This window comes from Rheinheimera sp. SA_1, assembly GCF_001669775.1.
Taxonomy (GTDB): domain Bacteria; phylum Pseudomonadota; class Gammaproteobacteria; order Enterobacterales; family Alteromonadaceae; genus Pararheinheimera.
In genome coordinates this window covers 603,483-629,474 of record NZ_LXWK01000016.1, presented here as the reverse complement: position 1 = coordinate 629,474, position 25,992 = coordinate 603,483, and the positions used below count along the sequence as shown (strand labels likewise).

The 25,992-nt window shown below is 47.7% G+C and carries 26 protein-coding genes; 17 read left to right on the top strand and 9 right to left on the bottom strand.

Annotated elements, in window-relative coordinates:
* The 3 genes from A5320_RS14790 to pspF are packed head-to-tail and all read right to left on the bottom strand — an operon-like array spanning nucleotide 1 to nucleotide 3,739.
* Nucleotides 1-1,020: an ABC transporter permease gene (locus tag A5320_RS14790; RefSeq protein ID WP_231916742.1), complete on the bottom strand. Its 1,020-nt coding sequence runs from the start codon at nucleotides 1,018-1,020 to the stop codon at nucleotides 1-3.
* On the bottom strand, nucleotides 1,017-2,627 hold the full coding sequence (locus A5320_RS14785; RefSeq protein WP_068066236.1) for an ABC transporter substrate-binding protein: 1,611 nt from the start codon (nucleotides 2,625-2,627) through the stop codon (nucleotides 1,017-1,019). The genes A5320_RS14790 and A5320_RS14785 overlap by 4 nt, the downstream gene beginning before the upstream one ends.
* On the bottom strand, nucleotides 2,624-3,739 hold the full coding sequence (gene pspF, locus A5320_RS14780; RefSeq protein ID WP_068066233.1) for a phage shock protein operon transcriptional activator: 1,116 nt from the start codon (nucleotides 3,737-3,739) through the stop codon (nucleotides 2,624-2,626). Before pspF ends, A5320_RS14785 begins: the two co-directional genes overlap by 4 nt.
* 184 nt (nucleotides 3,740-3,923) lie before the next feature.
* Here pspF and pspA point away from each other — a divergent pair, with 184 nt between their 5' ends.
* The 13 genes from pspA to maiA all read left to right on the top strand — a co-directional run bounded on the left by pspA (nucleotide 3,924) and on the right by maiA (nucleotide 16,558).
* Nucleotides 3,924-4,592: a phage shock protein PspA gene (pspA, locus tag A5320_RS14775; protein WP_068066230.1), complete on the top strand. Its 669-nt coding sequence runs from the start codon at nucleotides 3,924-3,926 to the stop codon at nucleotides 4,590-4,592.
* A gap of 24 nt (nucleotides 4,593-4,616) precedes the next feature.
* On the top strand, nucleotides 4,617-4,859 hold the full coding sequence (gene pspB, locus A5320_RS14770) for an envelope stress response membrane protein PspB (RefSeq protein ID WP_068066227.1): 243 nt from the start codon (nucleotides 4,617-4,619) through the stop codon (nucleotides 4,857-4,859).
* Nucleotides 4,846-5,256, top strand: a complete 411-nt coding sequence (gene pspC, locus A5320_RS14765; protein ID WP_068066224.1) for an envelope stress response membrane protein PspC — start codon at nucleotides 4,846-4,848, stop codon at nucleotides 5,254-5,256. Before pspB ends, pspC begins: the two co-directional genes overlap by 14 nt.
* Nucleotides 5,257-5,288: 32 nt before the next feature.
* Nucleotides 5,289-6,680 (top strand): YcjX family protein, encoded by a 1,392-nt coding sequence (locus A5320_RS14760; protein WP_068066221.1) that lies wholly within the window; start codon nucleotides 5,289-5,291, stop codon nucleotides 6,678-6,680.
* Entirely contained in the window at nucleotides 6,677-7,705 is a 1,029-nt protein-coding gene (locus A5320_RS14755) for a TIGR01620 family protein (RefSeq protein WP_082971790.1), read from the top strand. The genes A5320_RS14760 and A5320_RS14755 overlap by 4 nt, the downstream gene beginning before the upstream one ends.
* 130 nt (nucleotides 7,706-7,835) lie before the next feature.
* Complete coding sequence (megL, locus tag A5320_RS14750) at nucleotides 7,836-9,089, top strand: methionine gamma-lyase (RefSeq protein ID WP_068066217.1); 1,254 nt, start codon at nucleotides 7,836-7,838, stop codon at nucleotides 9,087-9,089.
* A gap of 84 nt (nucleotides 9,090-9,173) precedes the next feature.
* Nucleotides 9,174-10,028 carry a phenylalanine 4-monooxygenase gene (gene phhA, locus A5320_RS14745; protein ID WP_331712113.1) on the top strand — a complete coding sequence of 285 codons (855 nt, stop codon included), beginning with the start codon at nucleotides 9,174-9,176 and terminating at the stop codon, nucleotides 10,026-10,028.
* 95 nt (nucleotides 10,029-10,123) lie between these two features.
* Nucleotides 10,124-10,465 (top strand): 4a-hydroxytetrahydrobiopterin dehydratase, encoded by a 342-nt coding sequence (locus tag A5320_RS14740; protein ID WP_068066212.1) that lies wholly within the window; start codon nucleotides 10,124-10,126, stop codon nucleotides 10,463-10,465.
* 202 nt (nucleotides 10,466-10,667) lie between these two features.
* Nucleotides 10,668-12,266 carry a transcriptional regulator TyrR gene (gene tyrR / locus A5320_RS14735; RefSeq protein WP_231916741.1) on the top strand — a complete coding sequence of 533 codons (1,599 nt, stop codon included), beginning with the start codon at nucleotides 10,668-10,670 and terminating at the stop codon, nucleotides 12,264-12,266.
* 218 nt (nucleotides 12,267-12,484) lie between these two features.
* Entirely contained in the window at nucleotides 12,485-13,558 is a 1,074-nt protein-coding gene (gene hppD, locus A5320_RS14730; RefSeq protein ID WP_068066206.1) for a 4-hydroxyphenylpyruvate dioxygenase, read from the top strand.
* Nucleotides 13,551-14,696 (top strand): homogentisate 1,2-dioxygenase, encoded by a 1,146-nt coding sequence (locus A5320_RS14725; protein WP_068066203.1) that lies wholly within the window; start codon nucleotides 13,551-13,553, stop codon nucleotides 14,694-14,696. Before hppD ends, A5320_RS14725 begins: the two co-directional genes overlap by 8 nt.
* Before the next feature lie 59 nt (nucleotides 14,697-14,755).
* Nucleotides 14,756-15,775: a fumarylacetoacetate hydrolase family protein gene (locus tag A5320_RS14720; RefSeq protein WP_068066201.1), complete on the top strand. Its 1,020-nt coding sequence runs from the start codon at nucleotides 14,756-14,758 to the stop codon at nucleotides 15,773-15,775.
* Nucleotides 15,776-15,919: 144 nt separating this feature from the next.
* Entirely contained in the window at nucleotides 15,920-16,558 is a 639-nt protein-coding gene (gene maiA, locus A5320_RS14715) for a maleylacetoacetate isomerase (RefSeq protein ID WP_068066198.1), read from the top strand.
* A 6-nt stretch (nucleotides 16,559-16,564) separates the two neighbouring features.
* On the opposite strand, the gene A5320_RS14710 is transcribed toward maiA, so the two are convergent.
* Nucleotides 16,565-17,404: a sensor histidine kinase gene (locus A5320_RS14710; RefSeq protein ID WP_068066195.1), complete on the bottom strand. Its 840-nt coding sequence runs from the start codon at nucleotides 17,402-17,404 to the stop codon at nucleotides 16,565-16,567.
* A gap of 305 nt (nucleotides 17,405-17,709) precedes the next feature.
* Between A5320_RS14710 and A5320_RS14705 the strand changes: the two genes are divergently transcribed.
* Genes A5320_RS14705 through A5320_RS14695 form a run of 3 tightly spaced genes read left to right on the top strand, consistent with a single transcriptional unit; the run spans nucleotide 17,710 to nucleotide 21,116 of the window.
* On the top strand, nucleotides 17,710-19,710 hold the full coding sequence (locus tag A5320_RS14705; RefSeq protein WP_068066191.1) for a putative bifunctional diguanylate cyclase/phosphodiesterase: 2,001 nt from the start codon (nucleotides 17,710-17,712) through the stop codon (nucleotides 19,708-19,710).
* On the top strand, nucleotides 19,703-20,881 hold the full coding sequence (locus A5320_RS14700; RefSeq protein ID WP_068066188.1) for an HDOD domain-containing protein: 1,179 nt from the start codon (nucleotides 19,703-19,705) through the stop codon (nucleotides 20,879-20,881). Before A5320_RS14705 ends, A5320_RS14700 begins: the two co-directional genes overlap by 8 nt.
* Complete coding sequence (locus tag A5320_RS14695; RefSeq protein ID WP_068066185.1) at nucleotides 20,874-21,116, top strand: hypothetical protein; 243 nt, start codon at nucleotides 20,874-20,876, stop codon at nucleotides 21,114-21,116. Before A5320_RS14700 ends, A5320_RS14695 begins: the two co-directional genes overlap by 8 nt.
* Here A5320_RS14695 and A5320_RS14690 read toward each other — a convergent pair.
* The 3 genes from A5320_RS14690 to gloB form a co-directional block, all read right to left on the bottom strand.
* Complete coding sequence (locus A5320_RS14690; protein WP_157605882.1) at nucleotides 21,113-21,565, bottom strand: hypothetical protein; 453 nt, start codon at nucleotides 21,563-21,565, stop codon at nucleotides 21,113-21,115. The genes A5320_RS14695 and A5320_RS14690 overlap by 4 nt on opposite strands.
* Nucleotides 21,566-21,685: 120 nt before the next feature.
* A complete protein-coding gene (locus A5320_RS14685) occupies nucleotides 21,686-23,200 on the bottom strand; it encodes a LysM peptidoglycan-binding domain-containing protein (RefSeq protein ID WP_068066179.1) in 1,515 nt (504 codons plus the stop codon).
* A gap of 92 nt (nucleotides 23,201-23,292) precedes the next feature.
* On the bottom strand, nucleotides 23,293-24,069 hold the full coding sequence (gloB, locus tag A5320_RS14680; RefSeq protein WP_068066176.1) for a hydroxyacylglutathione hydrolase: 777 nt from the start codon (nucleotides 24,067-24,069) through the stop codon (nucleotides 23,293-23,295).
* 122 nt (nucleotides 24,070-24,191) lie between these two features.
* Here gloB and A5320_RS14675 point away from each other — a divergent pair, with 122 nt between their 5' ends.
* Nucleotides 24,192-24,926 (top strand): class I SAM-dependent methyltransferase, encoded by a 735-nt coding sequence (locus tag A5320_RS14675; protein WP_068066173.1) that lies wholly within the window; start codon nucleotides 24,192-24,194, stop codon nucleotides 24,924-24,926.
* A gap of 50 nt (nucleotides 24,927-24,976) precedes the next feature.
* On the opposite strand, the gene A5320_RS14670 is transcribed toward A5320_RS14675, so the two are convergent.
* Nucleotides 24,977-25,429 (bottom strand): YaiI/YqxD family protein, encoded by a 453-nt coding sequence (locus A5320_RS14670; protein ID WP_068066170.1) that lies wholly within the window; start codon nucleotides 25,427-25,429, stop codon nucleotides 24,977-24,979.
* Nucleotides 25,413-25,988: a GNAT family N-acetyltransferase gene (locus tag A5320_RS14665; protein WP_197490125.1), complete on the bottom strand. Its 576-nt coding sequence runs from the start codon at nucleotides 25,986-25,988 to the stop codon at nucleotides 25,413-25,415. Before A5320_RS14665 ends, A5320_RS14670 begins: the two co-directional genes overlap by 17 nt.
* Between the last annotated feature and the right edge of the window lie 4 nt (nucleotides 25,989-25,992).

Sequence of the window (25,992 nt, the reverse complement as noted above, 5' to 3'; positions counted from 1 at the left end):
TCAGAACTTCCTTGCCAGTGGATTCAGCAGTGTATGCAGAATTTCAGTGAACATATTTACTGCTATCACCAACGAAGAGACGACTAACAATCCACCCTGAATTGCCGGAAAATTTCGTTGGTAAATGCTGTCAATCAGCCAGCGGCCAATACCAGGCCAGGAAAAAATGACTTCAGTAATCATTGCCAGGGTGATCAGCGTACTAAATTGCAATCCGACTTGCCGGGTCACCGGCAGCAAGGCATTGCGCAGACCGTGCGTGTACAGTACTTGCAGGCGGGTCAGACCTTTTGCTCTGGCAGTTTTAATGTAATTTTGCTCCAGCACGTCCAGCATTGATTCGCGGGTAAACCGGATCATCACTGTAGTCGGGTAGGTCGCAAGGACTAGCGATGGCAGCAACAAATGACGAATCGCATCGAACAGCGCCTCTTCGCGATAGGGCACGTTTGAAAGTAAGATATCGGGCAACATAAAACCAGAATGTGCCGGAATTTCATAAAGTACACTCAGCCGCCCTGACGTTGGCAGCCAGCCAAGCGTCAGCGAGAACACCATGATCAACAACAAAGCCCACCAAAAAATCGGGATTGAATAGCCGACCAGCGCAAAACCGGAAATCAGTTTGTCCAGCCATTTGTCTTTGCGCACCGCAGCGACGATCCCTAGCGGAATGCCAACAATTAATGACAACAACAAAGCATACGATGCCAATTCCAGTGTCGCCGGCATCACATTGATAATTTCATCCAGCACATTTTGTTGACTGGAAAATGACAACGCCCAGTTTCCGTCGAGAATGCGCTGATTAAAATAGATATATTGCTGCCAGTAGCTTTGATCAAGACCAAGCTGCTGCCTTAGTACAATTTCTTCTGCCGGACTGATATTGCGAAGGCCGGTGAAATTACCCAGCACGTCTCCCGGAAATAAATATCCCAGACTAAATGCAAATACCGTCAGCGCTACAAACACAAAGCTAAGTAAAAACAACCGGCGTAATAAATAATGAAACATCATAAGGATTTACCTGCCGCGGTAAAATTAATACCACCGTATGGGTTGATCCGGACACCGGAGATATTACGGCTGCGCACCTGAAAACGTTTGGAGTGAGCAATAGGGACCAGTGGCATTTGTTCCGCCTGGTATTGTTGCGCTTGTTGGTAAAAAGCCCGTCGTTCTTCCAAAATTGGTGTATGCACAGCTTTTGCGATCAACTCGTCATAGTTTTCATCACACCAATTAGCCCGGTTGCTGCCGGAAATTGCCGCAGCACAGCTCAGCAAAGGCCGCAAGAAGTTATCGGGATCAGCATTGTCGGCTGACCAGCCAATCAGCACCGAATCATGTTCACCCAAACGCAATTTCCGGCGAAAAGTATTCCACTCATACGACACAATTTTTGCACGCACACCAATCTGGGCTAAATCAGCCTGGATCAATTCAGCCATTTTTAACGCATTTGGGTTGTATAAACGCTGTACCGGCATGGCCCAGATATCCATTTGAAATCCTTCTGGATAACCAGCTTCAGCCAATAATTTTTTCGCAAGTAACGGATCATAACGTTGGATGTTCAGATTTTTATCATAGGCCCAGGATGTGGGTGGTAACAATGAATTGGCTGGTTCTGCCTGCCCAAAATATACCGCCTGCAAAATATTTGATTTATTAATGGCATAGGACAGCGCCTGTCGAACCTTTACCTGATCAAACGGCGGCATCCGGGTATTAAAAGCCCAATACCCAACATTCATACTAGTCTGGGCATCGATGACAAAATCATCCCGTTTTGATAATAACGACAACTCTGCTAAGCGCGGAATTGGAGCAACGTCACATTCGTGCGTCAGCAGTTTGGCAATTCGTTTGGTGTTGTCCGGCACTATATCAATCACCAGTTGTTCCATTGCTGGCAATTGGCGCCAATAGTTGGGATGGCGGTAATAGCGGATCAGTACATCTTTTTGATAATGCCGGTACAAAAAGGGCCCGGTGCCGACCGGCAACAGGTCTAAATCAGCCCGTGTATTGTTGCTGATTAGTTGTGCCCCGTATTCTGCGGATAAAATGGCGGCAAAATCGGTGGCCAAAGTTGATAAAAATGAACTGTCGGGTTTACTCAGAGTGAACTCAATCTCATAAGGCCCTGTCACCGTTAGTTTTGCGACCAGTTGCTGCCATTCAACGCTATCGAAATATGGGTATTCGGTGGCCGTCTGATGAAATGGGTGTTGTACCGATAATAATCGACCAAACGTAAACTGTACGTCTTCGGCGTTCATGACTCGGGATGGCGAGAAATAGCTGGTTTGGTGGAACTTAACGTCCTGGCGTAGCTGAAAACGGTAGGTTAAACCATCGTCGCTGATTTGCCAGCTCTGCGCGAGGCCTGGGATCAGTGTGCCGCTATCGGGGTCGATATCCAGCAAGCGGTCATATAAATGTTGGCTGATGGCATCAATGGTGGTACCAGAAGTGACCAATTGTGGATTAAAGCTCTCTGGTGAGCCTTCCGCACAATACACCAAGCCATGGACCCGTGTTGTTGGCAATACTGGCTGACAGGCACTGCTGAGAATACTCAACAGTACAACGGCAGCAAAAGAACCAGATGATTTCATTGTTGGCTGTCTAACAATTTGTATTTTTTCATATAACCACGAAGCTGATGATAGGTCAGGTTGAGTGCTTCCGCCGTTTTTTTCTGATTGTACTGGCAGGCGGCCAGCGCTTGCTTAATCAGTGTGACTTCGTAATGCTCTGACAACACTTTAAAATCCTGTAGCTGATTAAAGTCTGGCTGTTGTGGCAGTTGTTGCGACATCACAACTTCAGCCTGAGCCATAAGTGGCAGTGCATTATCACCTGAATGCAGCGCTTTAGCTATCGGTGGTTTTACACTGGTAACTGTAGCAATGCGATCCTGGGTTCTGACACGCGTCTGCGGCCGATAAGGCGAGGCAAAAGGATCGAGCAAAATATCGTGGACTGGTACATAAGGATTATTGGTGCGGTAGACGCTGCGCTCGACTACGTTTTTTAATTCCCGCACATTACCCGGCCATTCATAGTCGAGCAGCAACCGTTTGGCTTTTTCAGAAAAGCCGCTGAACAGTTCAAAATTAAGTTCACGTGCCATATTGATGGCGAAATGCTCGGCGAGTACCAGAATGTCTTCACGTCGTTCGCGCATTGGCGGTAAGGTAATCACGTCAAACGCTAGCCGGTCCAGTAAGTCGGCTCTGAACTCGCCCCGATCGGCCATCCCCGGTAAATCTTCGTTGGTGGCACAAATCAGTCGTACATCAACCTTAATTGCTCTGCTGCCGCCAACCCGTTCGAATTCACCGTATTCAATCACCCGTAACAGTTTTTCTTGTACCAAACCCGGGGTATTGGCCAATTCATCCAAAAACAGGGTACCAAAATTTGCCCGTTCGAAGCGCCCTTCATGACGTTTACTGGCGCCGGTAAAAGCGCCGGCTTCATGGCCAAATAATTCACTTTCCAGCAAGTTTTCATTTAACGAGGCGCAGTTAAGGGTTAAATACGCTTGATCCCACCGCTGCGACAGGTAGTGTAAGCGCGCGGCAATCAATTCTTTGCCGGTGCCCCGTTCGCCGATAATCAGTACCGGTTTATTTAACGGCGCAATTTGTGAAACCTGGTCAAGGACGTTTAAAAAACTATTGGATTGGCCAATCAGATTGTCTTGCTGGAATGCTCGTGCCATGTCGCTGCTACAAATTAGTGAATTTTACTAATAAGTAGTCTATTTCATACGGCATGATTTCAGAAGTAGTTGCTGAAAATAAATAAAAATTATATAAAACAATGCATTAAGCTTGTTTCGAAAGTTGGCAAGGAAACTGAATAAGGTATCTCGAGTCAATCAGACAATTAATGAGGTAATCATCATGGGTATTTTCTCTCGCTTTTCAGACATCGTGAATTCAAACATCAACGCTTTATTAGATAAAGCGGAAGATCCGGAAAAAATGGTGCGGTTAATCATTCAGGAAATGGAAGATACACTGGTTGAAGTTCGTTCAACCTCTGCAAAAACTATCGCTGAGAAAAAAGAACTGCAACGAGTCGTCAGCCGTCTGGAAGAGGAAGTGGTGGACTGGCAGGCCAAAGCCGAACTGGCACTTGCTAAAAATCGCGATGATTTAGCGCGTTCAGCGTTAATCGAAAAACAAAAATCTGCAGATCAGGCTGCTTCAGTCGCCGCCGACATTGCCAACTTAGATGCACATGTCAGCAAGTTACAAGATGAAGTGGCACAATTGCAGGAAAAACTGGCCGATGCCAAGGCTCGCCAGAAATCGATGCTGATGCGTCAAAAAACAGTAGCTTCAAGATTAGAAGTGAAAAAATCGTTAGACAGCAACCGCTTAAACGATGCAATGTATAAGTTTGAGCGTTACGAGCAAAAAATTGATTCACTGGAAGCTCAGGTTGAGTCCTATGATTTAGGTAAGAAAACGCTTCGTGACGAGTTTGCTGAACTGGCGGCTCAGGACAAAATCGATTCTGAACTGGCTGCATTAAAAGCAAAGTTGAATAACGACAATAACGCCTGATCTTCAGGCGTTTCGGAGTAAATAATGGAAATTCAAGAAGCTTTTGCTGTGCCACTAATGATGTTTATGGTCTTTGTGGCGCCAATCTGGGTCATTATGCACTATCGCAGTAAACGCAAAATGTCAGAAGGTTTGTCAGAAACTGAATTAAACCAACTGAATGACTTGTCAAACCGCGCAGAAAAAATGGCCGACCGGATCAAAACCCTCGAAGCCATTCTGGATGCAGAGTCACCAAACTGGAGACGGGATCATGACAAAGTTTAAGAAAGAATTGTTGCGGGATGACCGCAACGGCAAAATAGCCGGCGTCTGCGCCGGCATTGCAGACTACTTCGGCTGGGAGCTGTGGTTAGTCCGCGTGGTTGCTCTGGCTTCATTGTTACTTGGTTTTGGCGGATTTTTACCGGTACTTTACATTGTTGGCTGGATAGTGCTGGAGAAAAAATCTGTAGCCGAAGCCCGCAAAGGGACGTCATTTGTCCCTTCCATTGAAAAACCGGTGGAAGTGAAAACCAGAATTTGGCAACGTGGCGAAGCACCGAAACAAGCACTGGGCCATATCCAACAACAGTTTGATAGCATTGAACAAAGACTGCGTAAAATTGAAACTTACGTCACGTCGAGTAAATACCAGTTACACCGTGAATTTAACCGACTGTAGCCGCCCGCGGGTGGCTCGCCACTGGAGTGTGCATGAAGGGATGGGCTAAGTTACACGAACAATGGTCGCAGCAGAGTCAGCAATTTGGTCAGCGTCTGCTCGATCGCCATCTCAGACTCGGCATTACTGGTCTGAGTGGCGCTGGGAAAACCGCATTTATTACCAGCCTGGTGCAGCAATTAACCGGTCCTGTTGCTGAAGTTCAGCTGCCGTTTTTTTCTCCATTACGACAACAAAGATATCTGGGTGGCAGACTGCAAGCACAGCAGGCGATGCAAACACCACGTTTTCCTTTTGAACAAAATTTACAACAGCTTCAGCTTGGAAAGTGGCCGGTATCAACCACCAGTTGGAGTCAGTTGTCACTGACGCTGCGCTATAAACCGGCGTCGGGGCTTGCAGCCAGACTCACAGACTTTCGCGAATTGCAGCTAGATATCGTCGATTACCCCGGTGAATGGTTGCTTGATTTGCCGATGTTGCAGCAGGACTATCAGCAATGGTGTGAATTTAGCTGGCAGTTGTTTGCTAAACCACATCGGGTCGCTATTGCTCAGGCGTTTCAGGACTTGTTGGCTGCAACCGATTTAGACGACGATTCGGAACTGCAGATCCAACGACTTACTGACCGTTACTCGGCCTTGTTACAGCAATTCAGAGTCGAGGCAAAAGCCTGCTTGTTGCAGCCCGGTAGATTGTTACTACCCGGTGATTTAGCTGGTACACCATTATTGCAGCTGTTCCCATTGTTACCTTCGCAGCTGGCAAAGCCATCAAAGTTATTGCTGCGGCTGCAGCGCCATTTTGAAAGTTATCAACAATTGGTGGTAACACCATTTTATCAACAATACTTTGCCAGTCTGGATCGCCAGGTGGTGCTGGTGGATTGTTTGTCAGCGTTGAACGCCGGTTACCATGTACTGCAGGAATTACAACAAGCACTGATGCTGATTTTGCAAAGTTTTCACTATGGTCCAGCCGGTTGGTTACAACGGTTATTTAATCCGAAAATCAGTAAAGTGTTATTCGCCGCCAGTAAAGCCGACCAATTAACCCCTGAACAGCATAAAAATCTGACCTTGTTGCTACAGCAGCTATTGCAACAACCGCTGCAGGACAGCCGTTTTCAGTATTGCCAATCCGAAGCCATGGCGTTGGCTGCGGTCGTCACCACCGACGTCGGGCAAGTGCAGACTGGCGAAGGTGTGGTGCCATGTTTACAAGGCATTTCAGCCCTAAGCGGTGAGCGGCAGACCATCTTTCCAGGTGAAGTTCCGATGTCGATGCCATCACCTCTGTTATTTGAACATCATGCTTTTGCTTTTCCGGATTTTTTACCGAAGGTACTCGCGCCACAGCAGATACTGCCACAGCTGCGGCTTGATCAGGCGCTGGAGTTTTTGCTTGGAGATAAACTGCAATGAACGATCTGAAAAAGACCACTGCCTTTTCTGAAGCAGATTTTGTATCGTTGCAGCCAAAGCTGCAGCAAAATGAAGCGGCAGCACTAGCTGGCAAATTGCAGCAAGCACAAGAATTTACCACTGAGCAATTTAAAGTTGAAATTAACGAAGCGCCGGTAGCTGAAACCGCAGAAAGTCGTCGTGGGCTCTGGTTATGGGGTGGGGCACTACTGAGCCTGACCGCTGTAGCGGGTGTGCAATGGTGGCAGTTTATGGCGGACAGTTGGCAAAGTGGCCTGTTGCAGGGGACCGCTGTCACAGCACTGACCGGGCTTTCCGCGCTGTTGCTGGCGCGGTTTGGCTATCGTGAATGGCGATTACGGCGGCAGCTTAAAATGCGGCAACAATGGCGCGAAAAAAGCTTCAGGTTGCAGCAATCAATGCAATTTGGTGAAGCCTATCCAATGTGTCAGCAAATGATTTCGGCGATGAGCGATACGAGTCACAGCGACTGGCAACATTTCGAGCAGCAGCGAAAAGCTGAATTTACTGATGCAGAGTTATTGCAGCTGTTTGATTTAACCGTATTAACCAACATCGACAAAACGGCTGAGCTACAAATTCGCCAAGCAGCTATGCAAACTGGTGTCGCTGTTGCACTGAGCCCATTTGCGCTTGCCGATATGTTATTAGTTTTGTGGCGCGGGGCGTTGATGCTGCGTGAATTGTCGGTGCTGTATGGTGCGCCAGTAGGTAAGTTGCGAAGCCTTGCCATGATGAAACAGTTCGTGAAAACGGTATTTTTTACCGGTGCGGCAGAAATAGCTGTCGATGTTGGGGCCGATTTAGTGGGTGCTGAGTTGTCCGGACGATTATCGGCGCGGTTAGGGCAAGGGGTATTGGCGGGCGTGATGGTGGCAAGACTCGGTCGTTTTGCACAGCAGCAATTACGGCCACTGCCCGGGGCTATCAGCGATAAATCCTTAGTAAAACAGGTGCTGACTGATCTGGTAAAACGGCTGGCTCCGGGAGCAACTGCAAACTAAATGTTACATTTTCGACTGGTCAAAGTTGCATCTGTCATTTGCTCATAGACTGACAGATGTCTGCATGCCTTGTGCTTAATATAACTAATTTGTTTTAGTGATTGAAAAATCATCTAAGGCAATTTGTAGTATGAGCAGTCGCAGTAATCAACAGCCGTTTCAAGCCCCGCAACACCCCGAAACCCAGTGTATTCATGCCGGAAAAGTCAAAGATGCCCAGTATGGCGCACTGGCAACACCGTTATACCAAACCTCGACTTTTGTGTTTGATAGCGCCGAGCAAGGCGCCGCACGATTTGCCGGTGAACAGCCAGGTTATATTTATACTCGGTTAGGCAACCCAACCACCCGCGAACTGGAGCTGAAAGTCGCCGCTTTAGAGGGCATGGCCGATGCTGCTGCAACCGCTACCGGGATGGGGGCTGTCGCTGCTTCAACCATGGCATTTTTACAGCAAGGTGACCATCTGATTGCCAGTAAAGCGATTTATGGCTGTAGTTTTGCGCTATTTAATCATCAGTTTGCCCGTTACGGCATTGAAGTCAGCTTTGTCGATATGACCGATCACCAGGCGGTCGCTGCGGCACTCAAACCGAATACTAAAATGTTGTTTGCTGAAACACCGATTAATCCGAATTTGGTGGTGTTAGATTTAGAATTTCTGGGTAATTTCTGTAAAAAGCACCAGATATTGTCAGTGATCGACAATACCTTTTTGACGCCTTTATTGCAGCAACCCGCTCGTTTTGGGATCGATATTGTTATTCACAGCGCCACCAAATATTTGAATGGGCATGGCGATGTGGTCGCAGGCATTATTGTGTCGGACGCAGACAAAATTCAGACCATCAAACTCACCACACTCAAAGACATGGGCGCAACCATCAGTCCGCACGATGCCTGGCTGATTATTCGCGGCCTGAAAACCTTATCGGTACGGATGGAACGTCATTGCAGTAATGCGCAAAAAGTCGCGGAATATCTGGCAGAGCATCCGGCCATTGCCAAGGTGTTTTACCCCGGTTTGCCTGATCATCCTGGACACAAATTTATCGGTAAACAAATGTCTGCGGCAGGCGGTGTCTTAGCATTTGAGCTTAATGGTAGCCTGGAAGATGGTCGTTATTTTATAAATCAATGCCAGCTGCTGAGTCTGGCTGTGAGCTTAGGTGATGCTGAATCGCTGATCCAACATCCGGCGTCGATGACCCACAGCCCATACACGGCAGAAGAGCGGCAGATGGCTGGCATCAGCGATGGGCTGATCCGAATTTCGGTGGGTCTTGAACATGTTGTCGACATCATTGCAGACCTGTCTCAGGCATTGGTAAAGATGCAAGGACAGCAAAAAAAACCAAATGAAACATTAGCTTGCAACCTATAAGTGATTGCCTGTACAAAAATAATTACATTTATACCAAGGCCAATTTGGCGTAGGTGATTAACAGCCGGATCTCAATCATCTAGGATCCGGCCATCAAAGCCCGGCCGTCAGAGCTGCAGGCTACCCAATTTTCAACAGGTTGTCGTTATGAGTAATTATGTCTCGAAGCAGTCCGACGAGCATGGTTTTATCGCATGGAGCGATGAAGAAAATGCCATTTGGAGTGAGTTAATCGCCCGTCAGTTGTCCTGTATTTCCGGCAAAGCCTGTGATGAATATATGGCCGGTTTAGACAAGTTAAAATTACCTTTAGATCGCATTCCGCAACTGGAAGAAGTCAGCAAAGTGCTGCGCGCCACTACAGGTTGGGAATGTGCCGAAGTTCCCGCACTCATCAGCTTCGATCGCTTTTTTGAGTTGCTGGCCAATAAAAAATTTCCGGTCGCGACCTTTATCCGCAGCAAAGAAGAATTTGATTATTTGCAGGAACCGGACATTTTCCACGAAATTTTCGGCCATTGCGCTATGCTCACCAACCCTGATTTTGCTGAATTTACCCACATTTACGGTAAGTTAGGTTTAGCCGCAAGCAAAGAAGACCGCGTATATCTGGCCAGGTTGTACTGGTTCACTATTGAATTTGGCCTGATGCAAACACCAGAAGGTCTACGGATCTATGGCGGTGGCATTTTATCCTCACCGGGTGAAACGCAGTATGCGATGCATTCAGACATTCCCGAGCGTCATATGCTGGATGTTGTTGAGGTACTACGAACGCCATATCGCATCGATATTATGCAGCCAGCTTATTTTAAAATTGAAAAAATTCATGATCTGTTTGAAATAGCACAGATGGATTTAATGGCATTAGTGCAGACTGCGAAAAGTCTTGGCTTACACGCGCCAAAGTTTCCACCCAAACAGAAAAAAGCCAGTTAGCCGATGGGGGTAGTTGCCGAAGTTTAATCGGATATGCCCGAATTGTTTGCCGCCTAACCTTGTTAAATCCTGATTTTAAGAAACTGAGAATAAACATGACTGAATTAGCTGTAATGAAATGTGAAGCCTGCCGTGCCGATGCACCAAGAGTTTCTGATGAAGAATTACCCACACTGATGCGTCAGATCCCGGATTGGACGCCGGTGGTTCGAGACGGCATTTTGCAATTGGAACGCAGTTATAAATTTAAGAATTTTAAACTGGCCTGGGCTTTTCATAATAAAGTTGCCGAGTTGGCTGAAGCAGAAGGTCATCATCCGGCATTGCTGCTGGAATGGGGCAAACTGACCGTGACCTGGTGGTCACATTCAATTAAAGGTCTGCATAAAAACGATTTTATTTGTGCGGCTAAAACCGACACCTTGCTGGCAGAATAAGCCGGTTGCAAAAATGTCTTTAAAATAGAAAAGGCTGCTGCGGCGGCCTTTTTACTTTTTGCAGGTTCAAAGCGACACCAAGTTCGCTGGCAATCTGCCTGGTAGCGTTGGCTGATTTTGTAAGCGCTTCAATTGCAAAACGGTAACTTGTTCACAAAAGTTTACAAAAAGCACTGGTATCGACGGCTAAAAGTGCCGTATCATGCCTCAAACCCATCAGGAAAAGGTGCGTGAGGCGATGCGTTTAGAGATCCATTGTCAGGACAGGGTTGGTATAGCTCAGGAAGTTCTGAATATTCTGGTGCACTACCAGATTGATTTACGTGGCATTGAAGTCGACCCATTGCTTGGTCGGATGTATGTGGCATTTCCGGGAATTGATTTTGAAAAATTTCAGGAACTTATGGCGAAAATCCGCCGTATTCCTGGGGTTGACGATGTCAGAACCACCTCTTTTTTACCTTCAGAACGTGAACACAACGAGCTGTCAACGCTGCTGAAAACGCTGCCGGATGGTGTGATCGCCATCGATACCAAAGCCAATGTCACTATTATTAACGACGCTGCATTACAAGCTTTATCGGTAGCATCAGAAGACATTCTTGGCCAGTCGCTGGCGAATATGGTCAAAGGTTTTAATTTTCTGCGCTGGCTGGAAAGTGATGACGTGCTGGCGCAAACCCGTCGTTTTGAAATTCATGGCAAAAGATTTATCGCTGACGTGTTGCCAGTCATGGTGCCGGACGATTCTGGCCATGAAACTCTGGCAGGTGCTGTGATCAACTTAAAATCTGAAAGCCGGCTTGGCGAGCAGATGGTAGTGTTTAAAAAAGGCGATCAAGAAAGTTTCAACAGTCTGCACGCCAATAGCAATGTGATGCGAAAAGTGGTGCGCGAAGCTAAAAAAATGGCGCAGCTGGACGCGCCTATTTTAATTATGGGTGAAACCGGTACCGGCAAAGAACTGTTGGCGCGGGCTTGTCATGGCGGAAGTAGTCGGGCTGGCAAACCATTTTTAGCGGTGAACATTGCCGCGATGCCCGACAATGTCGCTGAATCTGAATTATTTGGCTACGGCCCAAATGCCTTTCCAGGAACTGTTGAAGGGAAAAAAGGCATTTTTGAGCAAGCCAACAAAGGCACGGTGTTTTTGGATGAAGTGGGAGAGATGTCCCGCGAGTTGCAAACAAAATTACTAAGGTTTTTGCAGGACGGCAGTTTTCGGCGTATTGCCGATGAAAATGAAGTGCGAGTTGATGTACGGGTGATTTGTACCACTCAAAAAGATTTACCTGGCTTGGTGCAGGAAGGTAAGTTTCGCGAAGATTTGTACTACCGGCTTAATGTCCTGACGCTGGCGTTGCCGCCGCTGCGTGATCGTAAGCAGGATATCGTGCCGCTTAGCGAATATTTTATCAGCCGGTTTTCAGCAAGGTTGGGGCGAAAAGCGCCGAGAATGACCGAAACCTGTGCCCAGTTTGTGCAGCAATATCCGTGGCCTGGCAATGTCCGGCAGCTGGAAAATGCGTTATACCGAGCTGTGACCTTGCTTGAAGGATATGAACTCGATAAAGAACAGCTACAGCTGCCAAGCTACACCAATGATTTTGGTTATCTGGAAAAAGACTTTGATGGCACCTTAGATGAAGCGGTCAAAAGATTTGAAGCAAATTTGCTGCGTAAACTGTTTCCGGCTTATCCAAGCTCGCGGCAATTGGCGAAAAAACTTGGGCTTAGTCATACCGCCGTCGCCAATAAATTGCGTGAATACGGCATTAATCGTAAGAGTGTAAAAATTTAACTACGCTTTGTGCGGTTAGTTGTACTAAATAGCCCCTAAGATCTACCGATCCGGGGCTTTTTTAGCAGGTTTTAGGTAAATAGCATCTTTCGTATAGTTAATTGTACAAAACGGCAGTTTTGAACTGTTAGCATCATGTTAGCCACGACCCTTCCTTTTTTAGCCAAACAGCTCAAGATATCAGTCACAAAACAACTATTTATGTTTGGAGTCTGCTGATGTTTGATCCTATTAATCCGTTAGGAACCGATGGTTTTGAGTTTGTTGAATACACTGCTGCTGACGCAGAGGGCATCAACAAGTTAAAACAGTTGTTTGTCTCTCTTGGTTTTACCGAAGTTGCCCAACACCGCTCCAAGCAAGCCTGGTTATACAAACAAGGCGACGTTAATTTTATCGTCAATGGCGAACCCAACTCTCAGGCCGAAGAATTTGCACGCACTCACGGCCCAAGCGTCTGCGCGATGGCGTTCCGGGTTAAAGATGCGGCCGCCGCGTTAAAACATGCTACCGAAAACGGCGCTAAAGAATACAAAAATCAAATTGGCCCAATGGAGCTGAATATCCCTGCGGTATACGGCATTGGCAGCAGTCTGCTGTACTTCGTAGACCGTTATGGTCAAAGCTCTGTGTACGATGTAGATTTTAAATTTTACGAAAACTGGCAAACCCAAATGGCTGCGCATGGCGTAGGCCTGGAAGTATTGGACCATTTAACGCACAACGTCCGTCGCGGCAATATGAATGTCTGGTCAGGTTTTTACGAGAAAATCGGTAACTTCCGCGAAATCCGTTATTTTGATATCGAAGGCAAACTGACGGGTCTGGTGTCGCGTGCCATGACCGCACCTTGTGGCAAAATCCGTATTCCGATTAACGAATCTTCTGATGATAAATCACAAATTGAAGAGTTCATCCGTGAATACAAAGGCGAAGGCATTCAGCATATCGCTTTAACCACGGAAAACATTTACGAAACGGTTCGTACATTACGTGCCCGCGGTATGGAATTTATGCCAACACCGGATACTTATTACAACAAGGTTAACAGCCGGGTCGTCGGTCATACCGAAGATACCGACATGCTGCGTGAACTACGCATTCTGATTGACGGCGCACCGGAAAAAGATGGCATTTTGCTACAGATTTTCACCAAAACAGTGATCGGTCCGGTATTCTTTGAAATTATTCAGCGCAAAGGCAATGAAGGCTTTGGCGAAGGTAATTTTAAAGCGTTGTTTGAATCGATTGAAGAAGATCAAATCCGTCGTGGAGTATTAGCCGATGCGTAAATGGGTGTCATTTCCGTTAAAAGAAGGTGATGTATCACGTCAGGCGCACGCAGATTTTCCGGAGCAGGCCATTTATGAACGTGAAGTAGGGCGCAGTGGCTTTTTTGGTCCGGCGACTCACTTACATCATACCCATGCGCCAACCGGCTGGAGTGACTGGCAGGGGCCACTGCGGCCGCGGTTATTTAACTTCAATAACATCGGTGAAGATCAGGCCAATTCTCCTTGGGCGGTGCCGGATTTACTGCACAATGCCCATTGTAAAATGCGCACCTGGCGTTTGACTGCGCCGATGGACTATCTGGTGCGTAACGCTGATGGTGACGATCTGCTGTTTATTCATGAAGGCAGTGCTGAGCTTTATTGCGATTATGGCCATTTAACCCTGCGCGATGGTGATTACGTGGTGATCCCACGTTCGACCATGTGGCGGTTAGTGCCAAACGAGCCATTATTTGTGCTGATGATTGAAGCGACCAACGATTCGTATCAGTTGCCAGAAAAAGGCTTGGTCGGCAATCATGCGATTTTTGATGCAGCGATGCTCGATACACCAAAAATCGATGCGGCTTTTCAGGCGCAATACAGTGAAAACCCGACTTCGGTGCAGATAAAACGTCACAATAAAGTGTCGACAGTGACGTTCCCGTTTAATCCGCTGGATGCGATTGGTTGGCATGGCGATTTAAGCGTGATCCGCATCAACTGGCGCGATATCCGGCCTTTGATGAGCCATCGGTATCATTTACCACCTTCAGCGCATACCACTTTTGTTGCGCAGCGTTTTGTGGTTTGTACCTTTGTGCCACGACCCATTGAAAGCGACCCTGGTGCGTTAAAAGTGCCGTTTTATCATAACAATGACGATTATGATGAAGTGCTGTTTTACCATGCCGGCGACTTTTTCAGTCGCGACAATATCGAGCGTGGCATGGTGACGTTCCATCCGGCTGGTTTCACCCATGGTCCGCACCCGAAAGCTTTCCAGGCCGGGCGGGAATATCGGAAAAAATTTACCGACGAAGTAGCGGTGATGCTCGATACCCGTGACTCGCTGGAAGTAGGATCTGCAGCCGAAACCACCGAAAATCCGGATTATGTCAACAGCTGGAAAATCAAACCGGCAACATCAGTTTAATTGGCGGTGCAGCTGACAACACAACGACAGCTGCGGCCCTTGTTTAAGGATCAGTAGTAATGAAATTAGCCAGTCTGAAAAATGGCAGCCGTGATGGCAAATTGGTCGTGGTGAGCCGTGACCTGAAAAAATCAGTGGCAGTGCCACAAATCGCGGCAACCATGCAATATGTGCTGGATCATTGGTCAAGTCTGGCACCGGCATTAGCCGAAGTGTATCAGGGATTAAACCACGGTACTGTGCAGGATGAGTTTGTATTTAACGAACAAGATTGCGAATCACCGTTGCCGCGCGCTTACCAATGGGCGGATGGCAGTGCATATGTCAATCATGTTGAACTGGTCCGCCGCGCCCGTAACTCTGAAATGCCACCAAGTTTCTGGACTGATCCATTGATGTACCAGGGCGGCTCGGACGATTTTATCGGACCACGTGATAACGTCGAAGTGGTCAGCGAAGAATACGGCATTGATTTTGAAGGTGAAGTGGCGGTAATTACCGGTGATGTGGCAATGGCTTCAACCCCGGAACAAGCACGCAAACAAATCCGGCTGGTGATGCTGGTGAATGATGTGTCGCTGCGCGGCCTTATTCCAAACGAACTGGCCAAAGGTTTTGGTTTTTTCCAGTCTAAACCTGCCTCGGCTTTTAGCCCGGTTGCAGTGACGCCGGAAGAGCTTGGCAGCCATTGGCAGGATGCTAAACTGCATTTACCGCTGATTTCGCATTTAAATGGCAAGTTGTTTGGAAAACCTAATGCCGGCGTTGACATGACCTTCGACTTTGGTCAGTTGGTGGCGCATGCGGCGAAGACCCGTAATTTAGGCGCTGGTGCGGTGATTGGCTCGGGTACAGTGTCAAATAAACAAGGCACTGAATACGGCACGTCAATCGACGAAGGCGGTTTAGGTTATAGCTGTATTGCTGAAGTCCGGATGATTGAAACCATTCGTGATGGCAAACCGGCGACAGGTTTTATGAAGTTTGGTGACCGGATCCGGCTGGAAATGCTGGACGCTGAAGGCAAAAGTATTTTTGGCGCTATTGATCAGCAAGTGGTTGCTTATCAAGCACCATAATTCGCCGCGTTTAGGTTAGTAAGTTATATAACAAAAGGCTGCCAGAATTTGGCGGCCTTTTGCTATCAGGCGCAAGCATTCGTTTCCTTGTGCCACACTATTCAAAAAGCCGTATGTTCTCACTAGTGTTTAAGGAGCTTTTTCATGGAGTTTTATAGTTACTGGCGATCTTCCGCAGCCTACCGGGTCCGGATTGCTTTGGCATTCAAAGGTATGCCTGCCGATATGCACTATGTTCATCTGTTAAAAGATGGTGGGCAACAAAGGCTTCCAGAATATAAATCGCTGAATCCGTCACAGTTAGTGCCCACTTTAGTCGATGGCGATCTGACATTAAATCAGTCGTTGGCCATTCTGGAATACCTTGAAATCAAACAGCCACAGCCAGCCTTATTACCGGCTGATTTGCAGTTGGCGATGAAGGTTCGGGCAGTCACTTTGGATATTGCCTGTGATATTCATCCGCTGAACAATTTACGAGTATTGCAGTATTTAACCGGACCGCTGCAATTGTCAGAGCAACAAAAATTACATTGGATCCAGCACTGGTTACAACAAGGTTTCCAGGCACTTGAGCTTCGTTTAGCGCATCAGGCAGGGAACTGCTGTTTTGGTGATACGGTGACCTGGGCGGATTTATGTCTGATCCCGCAAATTTACAATGCGCTGCGTTTTGGCCTCGATATGTCGCCATATCCGACCTTGTGGCGGGTTTATCAATATTGTCAGTCATTACCGGCGTTTATTACTGCAGCGCCAGAGCAACAACCGGACGCGCAATAAAGTCCGTCAACGGTCTGTCGGCGCCTGCGGTAAACTCAACAAAAATTCGGCGCCACCCAGCGCCGATGTTGGTTGCACGCTTAACTCGCCGCCATGTTGCTTTACAATGGTATGGCAAATCGACAGCCCAAGACCGGTGCCTTTACCAACATCCTTGGTGGTGAAAAACGGCTCAAAAATTTGTTGCAGGTGTTCCTGACGGATCCCCGGTCCACTGTCGGCTACAGCGATTAGCACCCGATGATTGTCTTGTCTGACAGAGATCCGGATGGTGCCTTGTGCCTGTCCAATCGCTTGTGCTGCATTAAGCAGCATATTGACAAAAACTTGTGATAAAGCAGCAGCTTGTGCGATAACTACAGGTTCGTACTCACAAAAATCCCGCTTAATTTGGATATGCGCTTTAAATTCATTGCGCGCCAGCCGGATGGTGCTTTCCAACAGCGGAATTAATGCCACTGGTTGCATGTCTGCATGATCAGGATGAGAAAAACGGCGCAAATCCAGCACTAAATCTTTCATACGGATGGCGCCAGCCACTGAATCGGCCAACAAGTCCTCACAGTCCTTCAATAAAAAATCTATATTTTCCTGTTGTTGTAATTCATTGATTTGCCGCTGCAATTGCAGAAACTCTGCCGTTCCGGGTGTACATTGTGCCTGTGTCTGATATAAACGGATCAACTGCTTAAACACCGCCAGGTAGATTTGAAAACTGCCAAGGTTGCTCAGAATGTAGCCAATAGGATTGTTGAGCTCATGGGCGATACCGGCCGCTAATTGGCCTAATGACGCCATGCGGTCAGTCTGCAACAGAAGCTGCTTTTGCTGTTCGGAAGTGGTCATGCCAAGCTCCGCCAATACCAAAAGTGTGGTGCCAAATCATGCGGTGTGGTGTTGTGAGTATATACCCAAAATCATTGAAGATTTGGGTAGGCGACGAGGAACGAGACTGGAACGCCAGCCCGACCCAGGAGCATAGTTGTCCTATGTGACTGGGGCGAGCGAGCGAAGGCAACAACCCCGCATCTTCAAGGATGACGGGTATAGTGGCGAATGTCAAAGACGCGTGCAACCAACAACTGTGCTTTAATCTTGTTAAACCCTTGTCGCTCAACGGCCTGTGGTGTCCATAAAAGCGGAGGTTTGCCATGTCAAAAGCAATACTGCTGGTCGATGACGAAGTTGCAATATTGCGCGCGTTACAGCGGGTATTGACCCGGGCTGGTTACCGGGTGTTTATTTGCGAGTCCGCAGCCGCCGGCCTGGCTTTACTTGAAGGGCAGTCAGTGTCGCTGGTTATTTCCGATTTTCGGATGCCAGGGATGAATGGCAGTGACTTTTTGGCGCAAGTCAAAGCATTATACCCCCAGACGTTAGGGGTTATTTTAAGCGCTTATGCCGATCGTGAAGCTTTATTGGCCAGCCTCAATAGTGGTGCTGCCTGGAAATTCCTGGAAAAACCTTGGGATGACGCACAGCTACTAAAAGACGTGGAAGCTGCATTGGCAGAAAAAGAACGACGACAGGCGGAAATTCAGCGCACTAATTTATTATTGTCCAGCGATGAAGCCTTACTTGAACTTTCCGCCAGTGGCGTAGTGACCCGCTTTAATCATGCGGCGGCAGTGGTACTGTCGATGCCACCGTCTGAGCTTAGGGCAAAGGCGTTGTCAGATATTTTCACCGAGATCAATCCAATCGAACTGGCCACGTTTTTTCATAAAAAAGATCATGATATTTGTCTGCAAAGCCAGCATGGCGATGCCATTAGTCTCAGCCACCGCATTTCGGATATTTATCACTATCTGTTAAAACTGACGTTAGTTGATGCCCTGAGTAGCGATGTATTTGACGGATTGACCGACTTATTGGATCAAAATACCTTGCTTGGGCGAATGGAAGATTTGATTTCCGTGCGAAGCGGACCATTTGCGGTAGTGGTGTTAACCATTGCTAATTTCCAGAACTTCGTCGACACCCTGGCTGAATCGATAGTTGAAGCGTTGTTGCTGAACATTGGCCAGATGTTGAACCGGCAATTGAGCGCTAAAGCATTGTTGGCGTATGTCGCCAGTGACCGCTTTGTGGTGGTGTTTCCAGCGATTAAACACGAAAGCGCAGTGCAGCAACTGATAGGTCAGTTGTTGCAACCATTTGCCCAGCAACTGTCGATTGCCACTGAAAAAGTGCAGCTGGCTTTTACTGTTGGTTATTCCTTGTCGCCGCAAGATGGTGACAGCGCCAAGCAATTATTGCACAACGCTGTTACGGCCTGTCACCACAATGAAATGAATCCAAAAGCATTTTACCTACGCTATGACCGGGCTATCGTTGAGCTGAAGCGGCAGCAATTTGAAATCAGCAATTCGTTGTATGCGGCGGTGGAAGAGCAACAATTGCAGCTGCATTATCAACCCAAAATTTCACTGCTACATGGCCATTGTCAAAGCGCTGAAGCCTTGTTGCGCTGGCATCATCCAAAAATGGGTTGGATCTCACCGGCGTTGTTTATTCCAATCGCTGAGCGCGACGGCCAAATTCAACTGCTTGGGCAGTGGGTGCTGGAACAATGTTTTGCCCAGCTCAAACAATGGCAGCAGCAAAATCTGGGGTTACAGCGACTGGCGATTAATTTGTCCGGCCGACAGTTACAGGACCCTAACTTGCCAGCTCAAGTGCAACAACTGTTGCAGAAGTATCAGTTAAATCCGGACGTGATAGAGCTGGAAATCACCGAAACATTTTTAATGGCCGACATCGAACAAAGCCGGCTGCTGTTACTGCAACTGAAACAACTGGGGTTGCACTTAGCGATGGACGATTTTGGAACTGGTTATTCTTCATTGGCCTATCTGGCAAAATTACCGGTAGATGTGTTAAAACTGGATCGGAGTTTGTTAATTGATCTGGAAGACTCACCACAAAGCGCCAGCATGGTGCGGCATATGATTCGAATGGCGCATGAACTTGGCATGGTGGTTGTTGCTGAAGGGATTGAATCAAAAGGGCAAGTTGCAATTTTGCGCGATATGCAATGTGATTTAATTCAGGGGTATGTGTTTAGCTGTGCCTTAACTGACACAGACTTTGCTGTTTACGTATCATCCAACACGGGTCAAACCCAATGGGAGCAGTTCGCGAATGACTGAACAACAGAAACCGTTGCGGGCAATTATCGTTGAGCAAGACCCAGCGTATCAGGCCGCTATCCGTCGGTTATTACTAAGGGTTGTGCCCCATTGGCAGTGTCATTATCTGTCTGATGCTGCAGCTGCGAGGGAATTACTACATAACGAGCCGATCGATTTGTTGCTGACTGAGCGCCTGGATCCTTCGGACAGCGGTGAAACGTTGCTTGAATTTTCCTGTCAGCACAGCCCGATGACCATTCGGGTGCTGATGAGTGCAGATAATTCCGATGCCATGTTGCTGGCAACAACCCATTGCGCGCATCTGGTGCTTGGGAAACCCTTTACCGAGCAGCAGGTTACCGAAGTTTTTCAGCGGGTTGAATTACTCTGCAACGGACCTTTTACTGCACATAGTCGTTACCAGCTCGGACAAATAAATACGCTGCCGATCCAGCGCAGTAATTATCAGACGCTGATGAAATTGCTGTCCGATGAAGACAGTTCTACGGTCGCACTGGCGTCGTCTTTGGCACGCGAGGCGCCGCTTGCAGCTAAATTATTGCAGATCGCCAATTCAGCTTATCTTGGTTTTAGCCGGCAAACGCTGGATTTAGCCGAGGTTGTCACCAGGCTTGGTCGTTCGATGATCAAGGCAGTCGCCTTTGCGGTGCAGTTACACAGCCAATATGATGGAAAAATTCGCCCTGATTTGCATCAGCGGTTATTAGATGATTCGTTTGAGCTGGCGACGATGGCCAGTCAACTGGCGAAAACCCAACAAAGTGGGGCTCATCTGGCGGAGCAGGCTTTTATGGCCGGTTTGATGCAGGTGCTGGGGCCGTTGGTGTTATTGTCGGCCATGCCGCATCACAGTCAACAACTGACTGAAGAAGATATGTTTCAGGAAGGGATCCCGGACCACTGTCTGATCAGCGCCTATTTAATGTTGCTGTGGGGTTTTGAAACTGAGGTCTGTGATGCCGTGATGTATCGGCTGAGTCTGAATGAAGTTACGCAGCCGACCTTATTAGAGACCATTATGCACCTGAGCAGTTATGTGATAGTTTTCCGCCGCCGGCGTCAGGATGAAGATTTGCCGGTGCCCTGCTGGACGGCGTTACAACAGTTTCAGCTGACGGATACTTTTAGCCACTTACAGCAATCTGAACCGGGTGTTCTCAATGAATAAATTCACAGCGCCGAAGCGGTGGCTCAATGCCTCATTGTTTTATATCGGCTGTTTTGGCGCGGTATTTCAGCTCACCGCGCAGTTGTATAGCTGGTGGATTGGTTTGGGGTTATTCACTGAATTTTGGTGGACATGGCCAGCGCCAGTAATATGTATTTTGTGGGGTTTAGTGCCGTCACTGCAGTTGCAAGTGGAGCCACAACCGCAGAAACCTCAATCAACTTTTGAAGTTTAACGTTTTGGCGTCATCATACTGTCCACTTCAATTTCGGTGATCCCTTTATCACTGAACATAAAGTGGATCTGGCCGCGTTTTTTACTGGTAAAAAAATAATCGGTTTTATCAATGGTCAGCTTGTACTGCCCAGCAATTGTTGATGTAGCTGGCTCTTGTCGGAGTTGCAGCTGATGGTTGCCAATGACCCACTCAAAGCCCGACAGCGGCTGTTTGCTGAAATCGCTGATCCAGATTTGTTGCTGGTCGTTCAGCACCAATTCCAATGTATAACGTTTTGGTACTTCATCGACGGCCATACTGAGCTTGCCTGCATTAAACCTATACTCTCCCTCATGCTGTAAAAACGAGAAGCCAAATTGAAAATTTTGCGCTTGTCCGGAGGCTTCAAACAGCTGGCCCTGACCTGAATACTCAAAATCTGCAACTGCAAACGTGCTCAGCAACATGCCGACAAGCAGAGCACTAACTTGAAGCAACCGACGCATTATTTGCAACATACTGACCTCGCCCGAGAGTTGGTTAAAATATCTGCCTGACCCTTGATTAAATAGACCACAGCAGTTTATTTATTTTAGCTGCAATTTCTGTCCGGGTTGCAGCAGACTTTCTGTTGTTAAGGCGTTCCATCGGAGTAAATCGGCTAATTTCACTTTTTGCTTTTTCGCAATTTTATCCAGCGAATCGCCGGATTTCACCAGGTAGACCCGGTTTTTGTCCGTTGTCCCTACTGTCGCTTTATTTCTGGAAGCAGGTATTTTCAGGGTTTGACCAGGTTTTAACCGACTGTTGGCAGACAATTTGTTGAATTTCGCCAATGCTGCACCATCGACTTTGAACTGTTTGGCGATCAACCACAAATTATCACCCGATTTCACCTGATAGCTGGCAGATTGACGGCTGGCCGATGGTTCTCGTCCATTTGATCCTGCCGTGGACGCTACACTCAGAAACAGTTGCTGACCCACTTTTAATTGATCGGACTTGAGTTGATTTAGTTGCTTGAGTTTCGCGACTGTGGTGCCATTTTTGCTAGCGATTAACCCGAGACTGTCGCCGGATTTTACCCGGTATTGTCTTGTTTCAGTCAGCCGGACGGCGCGCAGTTGTGGGCGGTTTTTGGCAAATAACGCCATTTTTGACAGAGGCAATACTAATGAGTGCTCGCCATGCGCAGTGTAACTACGTCTAAATCCGGGATTCAGGGTTTTGACGTCGGACAGTGACAATTGTGTCAGCTGCGCGACCTGATTTAAATCAACCGGGCCTGTGATGCTGGTAAAACCAATGTAGGGCTCGTTGGCAATTGCCGGCCATTGCACCTGGTATTTTTCTGCGTGCTGCAACAGGTCAATTAACGCCAGCCATTTTGGCAGGTAAATTGTCGATTGTTTTGGCAGGTTCAGTGACCAAAAATCAATAGCTTTTCCTTTGGCCTGGTTCGCGGCAATAGCTTTTTGTACCCGGCCTTCACCCGAATTAAAACCGGCAACGGCATTGAGCCAGTCTTGCCCAAGATTGTTGTAAAGGTACTGCAGATAATCGAGGGCGGCATTGGTTGAAGCGATCGGATCTTTACGCCCGTCGTACCATTCATTGCGTTTCAAGCCAAAATTACGCGCTGTTTGTGGCACCATTTGCCACAGGCCCGCTGGCGCACCAGCCTGGGCAATCGGATTAAAAGAACTTTCAACAATCGGTAACAAGGCCAGCTCGACCGGCATCTTACGACGCTCAAGCTCTGCCACAATGTGATACAAAAAGGGTTCTGCCCGCACTGAGACTTGTTTTAGCAAGCTTTGATGGCGGCGATAAAAGTCGCGTTGTTGCGATACATCAAGCGTATTAGGAACTTCAATCTGAATTTGTTGTTGGATCCGCAACCAGACATCCGGCAGCTCTGACAGAGATTGCCCGGAAGTATGATTAGATAAAGGAACTGGCTGATGGTCATTAGAGAGTTCAGCTTTTGTACCAGCCTGCTGCTGAGGCTCACTAGGCAAAGCTGACACTGAGTCGGTTTTGGGCTGATTTACACAGCCATTCAGCCAGATCAGCAGCGATAATAGCAGCAGTTTTTTCATGTTAAAACGTACCTTTTTGGAGACAACCCGACACCAAGCCGGTAGCAAAAAATGCGTATGTTACCTTTTGCGACACTGATTGCAAGTTTGGATCAAAAGCGGTTTTTCCAGTCACGCAGAAATGTGAACAAGTTTTGAGCATTAGTCTGTTGCCATTGTTGTTGTAATTGAGGCTGCTCGCAGCGCAAAAAAGGGTTGATTAACCGTTCAATTTTCAAAGTTGTCGGCAGGGTTATCTGACCCTGTTGCCGCAAATTCTGACAAAAGTCGAGGTGTTCGACTACTGCCTGATTGTCAGGTTCAACTTCAAGCGCAAATTTCAGGTTGGAAATAGTATATTCGTGGGTGCAAAACACTAAAGTGTCAGCAGGTAACTGATTCAGCAGTGTTAATGACTGGTGCATTTGGGCTGCGCTGCCTTCGAACAACCTGCCACAACCAGCGCTAAATAGCGTATCGCCGCAGAATAACCAGTTTTTTTCTGCATCCTCGGCAACGTAACAGATGTGACCCAGGGTATGACCAGGTGTACTGATGATCCGAAAGTTGATGGCCAGATCCGGGATGGTTATCAGGTCATCCGCGCTAAGGTATTGGTAATTCTGTGCTGCATGTTTGATTTTATGCTGCTCAGCAGCCGGCAGGTACAGTGTTGCATTCTGCCATTGCTGTTGTAATTGTGGTAATCCATCCACATGATCCCAATGATGATGGGTGATTAGGATAGCCACCAGCTGTAAGTTGTTTGCCTGTAAGTAGTGTTGGACAACGTCCGCATCGCCAGGGTCGACGACTATCGCTTTACCAGCTGAGTGGATGCACCAGATATAGTTGTATTTAAAAGCCGGTAAAGCGGTAACTTGGTGCATGTTGAACTCTCTGTAGTTATATTTGGTAAATCGGTATTTCATTGAACTGATGTATATACTGATTTTAATTCATGAAATTCTATTTGCAGCCAGTGGGTTGCAACAGTCAAAGGCGGCTTCGGATGAAACCTGCATTAAGCCGGCATACCCCAGCGACCATTCCGGCAAGTTGGCAACAGTTTGCGCAAGGCAAGGCTTTAGCGCAACAGCTGGAAGCCCAGTTTAATCTGTGGTGGCCACGAATATTTGGTTATCACTTATTAAAAGTGGGCAACCTCAGTAGCGCGCTGGACACCAGTGCCTGCAGTATTAAGCATCAAATCCGGCTGGCAACCGCGCCGGAACTGGCGACGTTGATTGCTGATCCGGACGATTTACCCTTGATTGAACATGCGGTCGATGCCGTGTTGCTGGCGCATTGCCTGGAATATGCGCAGGATCCGCATCACGTGATTCGTGAAGCACACCGGGTGCTGATGCCCGATGGTTATCTGCTAATCAGCGGGTTTAACCCAATCAGCGCCTGCGGGTTACTCAAACTCTGGCCGGGACTTCAAAGCCGTTTGCCGTGGAGTGGCCGTTTTTTTAGTATGGCGCGGGTGACTGACTGGCTGCATTTGCTCGGGTTTGAAATCCTGTATGAGCAGCGTTTATTTTGTACCAGTATGTTGGCGGATAAACATAGTCGGTCCGGGCTGCGGCAATGGGCGGATCAACATTTACATTATTTTGGCGCCGCTTACGTGATGGTCGCCCGAAAACGGACCTTGCCCTTAACGCCAATCAAACCAAAATGGCAATTAACCAACAATTTTAATCCGGCAGTGAAAGGGATCAGTGCCAGGCATCAGGGTTGATTGCGTTTTGGTCGTTTTATGCGATCAGTTATATAATTTAAAACAGTAGATTACGACTTTGGCTGTTGCTGCAGCCAGCGATCAAGGGCGTTGCCAAACTTCTGTTTGTCTTTGTTATCGAGTGGCGACGGACCACCCAAAGACACGCCACTTCCTCTGAGTTCTTCCTGCATGTTGCGCAAGGTCAGACGTTCGGTGATATTGTCGCGGTTCAGCTCGTCACCCCGGGGGGTAATAACGGTGGCGCCAAGGCTGACAACTTCTGCGGCAAGCGGGATATCCTGAGTGATCAGCAAATCTCCAGTGACAATTTCTTCTGCAATGCGTTGATCTGCGCGATCAAAACCAGCCTGTACCCGGATCACTTTAATATTGCGACTGGCTGGCAGTGGGATAGGGTGATTCGAGACAAATGTAAGCATCACGCCAGTGCGCTCAGCGGCGCGGCACAACATGTCACGAACAACTTTAGGGCAGGCGTCGGCGTCAATCCAGATCGGCATTGTGAGTTTCCTGAGGTTGGCAGCTGACAAACGCGGCAGTGAGCTGAAAATGCCAACCTCTGCTAGTGAGCAGTTGTCGCGCATCGTCGCAACTTAATTGCATAAAATATAAACCAGGATGTTCAGGACCTGGCTGTGCGGTTATTTTAAAGCCAAGCTGCTGGTAACAATGCAAGGCGACAGTGTTGTGACGAAAGACAAACAGCGAAAAATCCAGTTTGCTGTTTTGCTGCAATGCCCGGCAGATCAGCGACAATAGCAAAGCATAACTGAGGTTATTGCCACGAGCTTCCGGTAACACCAGCAAACGGGCGAGATGGTGTTTGCCAAAACGCTGACATATCTGACCAAAGCCGATAGTGGCTGCCTGTTGTTTCAACAGGTAGCTGCTGGTGTCAGGGCGATGCAGCTGCAGTAAAAATTGCTGTTGTTGCACTGGAAATACAAATCCTTCACCGCCCCATTCGGTGATAGCTGACAGGTCTTTAAAACAGCGGCTGATTTCGAGACAATCATCAATGTTTGCTTCGAACAGCTGGCAGGCTGCGGATGTCGTCACAGGA

Coding starts and splice junctions, on each gene's coding strand:
- A5320_RS14685 (WP_068066179.1), bottom strand. CDS start 23,200: ATGAAAAAACTGCTGCTATTATCGCTGCTGATCTGGCTGAATGGCTGT.
- A5320_RS14670 (WP_068066170.1), bottom strand. CDS start 25,429: ATGCCGATCTGGATTGACGCCGACGCCTGCCCTAAAGTTGTTCGTGAC.
- pspA (WP_068066230.1), top strand. CDS start 3,924: ATGGGTATTTTCTCTCGCTTTTCAGACATCGTGAATTCAAACATCAAC.
- pspB (WP_068066227.1), top strand. CDS start 4,617: ATGGAAATTCAAGAAGCTTTTGCTGTGCCACTAATGATGTTTATGGTC.
- tyrR (WP_231916741.1), top strand. CDS start 10,668: ATGCCTCAAACCCATCAGGAAAAGGTGCGTGAGGCGATGCGTTTAGAG.
- A5320_RS14705 (WP_068066191.1), top strand. CDS start 17,710: ATGTCAAAAGCAATACTGCTGGTCGATGACGAAGTTGCAATATTGCGC.
- A5320_RS14785 (WP_068066236.1), bottom strand. CDS start 2,627: ATGAAATCATCTGGTTCTTTTGCTGCCGTTGTACTGTTGAGTATTCTC.
- A5320_RS14760 (WP_068066221.1), top strand. CDS start 5,289: ATGAAGGGATGGGCTAAGTTACACGAACAATGGTCGCAGCAGAGTCAG.
- pspC (WP_068066224.1), top strand. CDS start 4,846: ATGACAAAGTTTAAGAAAGAATTGTTGCGGGATGACCGCAACGGCAAA.
- A5320_RS14700 (WP_068066188.1), top strand. CDS start 19,703: ATGACTGAACAACAGAAACCGTTGCGGGCAATTATCGTTGAGCAAGAC.
- A5320_RS14675 (WP_068066173.1), top strand. CDS start 24,192: ATGAAACCTGCATTAAGCCGGCATACCCCAGCGACCATTCCGGCAAGT.
- A5320_RS14695 (WP_068066185.1), top strand. CDS start 20,874: ATGAATAAATTCACAGCGCCGAAGCGGTGGCTCAATGCCTCATTGTTT.
- A5320_RS14710 (WP_068066195.1), bottom strand. CDS start 17,404: ATGACCACTTCCGAACAGCAAAAGCAGCTTCTGTTGCAGACTGACCGC.
- hppD (WP_068066206.1), top strand. CDS start 12,485: ATGTTTGATCCTATTAATCCGTTAGGAACCGATGGTTTTGAGTTTGTT.
- A5320_RS14690 (WP_157605882.1), bottom strand. CDS start 21,565: ATGTTGCTGAGCACGTTTGCAGTTGCAGATTTTGAGTATTCAGGTCAG.
- megL (WP_068066217.1), top strand. CDS start 7,836: ATGAGCAGTCGCAGTAATCAACAGCCGTTTCAAGCCCCGCAACACCCC.
- A5320_RS14720 (WP_068066201.1), top strand. CDS start 14,756: ATGAAATTAGCCAGTCTGAAAAATGGCAGCCGTGATGGCAAATTGGTC.
- A5320_RS14740 (WP_068066212.1), top strand. CDS start 10,124: ATGACTGAATTAGCTGTAATGAAATGTGAAGCCTGCCGTGCCGATGCA.
- A5320_RS14725 (WP_068066203.1), top strand. CDS start 13,551: ATGCGTAAATGGGTGTCATTTCCGTTAAAAGAAGGTGATGTATCACGT.
- maiA (WP_068066198.1), top strand. CDS start 15,920: ATGGAGTTTTATAGTTACTGGCGATCTTCCGCAGCCTACCGGGTCCGG.
- gloB (WP_068066176.1), bottom strand. CDS start 24,069: ATGCACCAAGTTACCGCTTTACCGGCTTTTAAATACAACTATATCTGG.
- A5320_RS14755 (WP_082971790.1), top strand. CDS start 6,677: ATGAACGATCTGAAAAAGACCACTGCCTTTTCTGAAGCAGATTTTGTA.
- A5320_RS14790 (WP_231916742.1), bottom strand. CDS start 1,020: ATGATGTTTCATTATTTATTACGCCGGTTGTTTTTACTTAGCTTTGTG.
- pspF (WP_068066233.1), bottom strand. CDS start 3,739: ATGGCACGAGCATTCCAGCAAGACAATCTGATTGGCCAATCCAATAGT.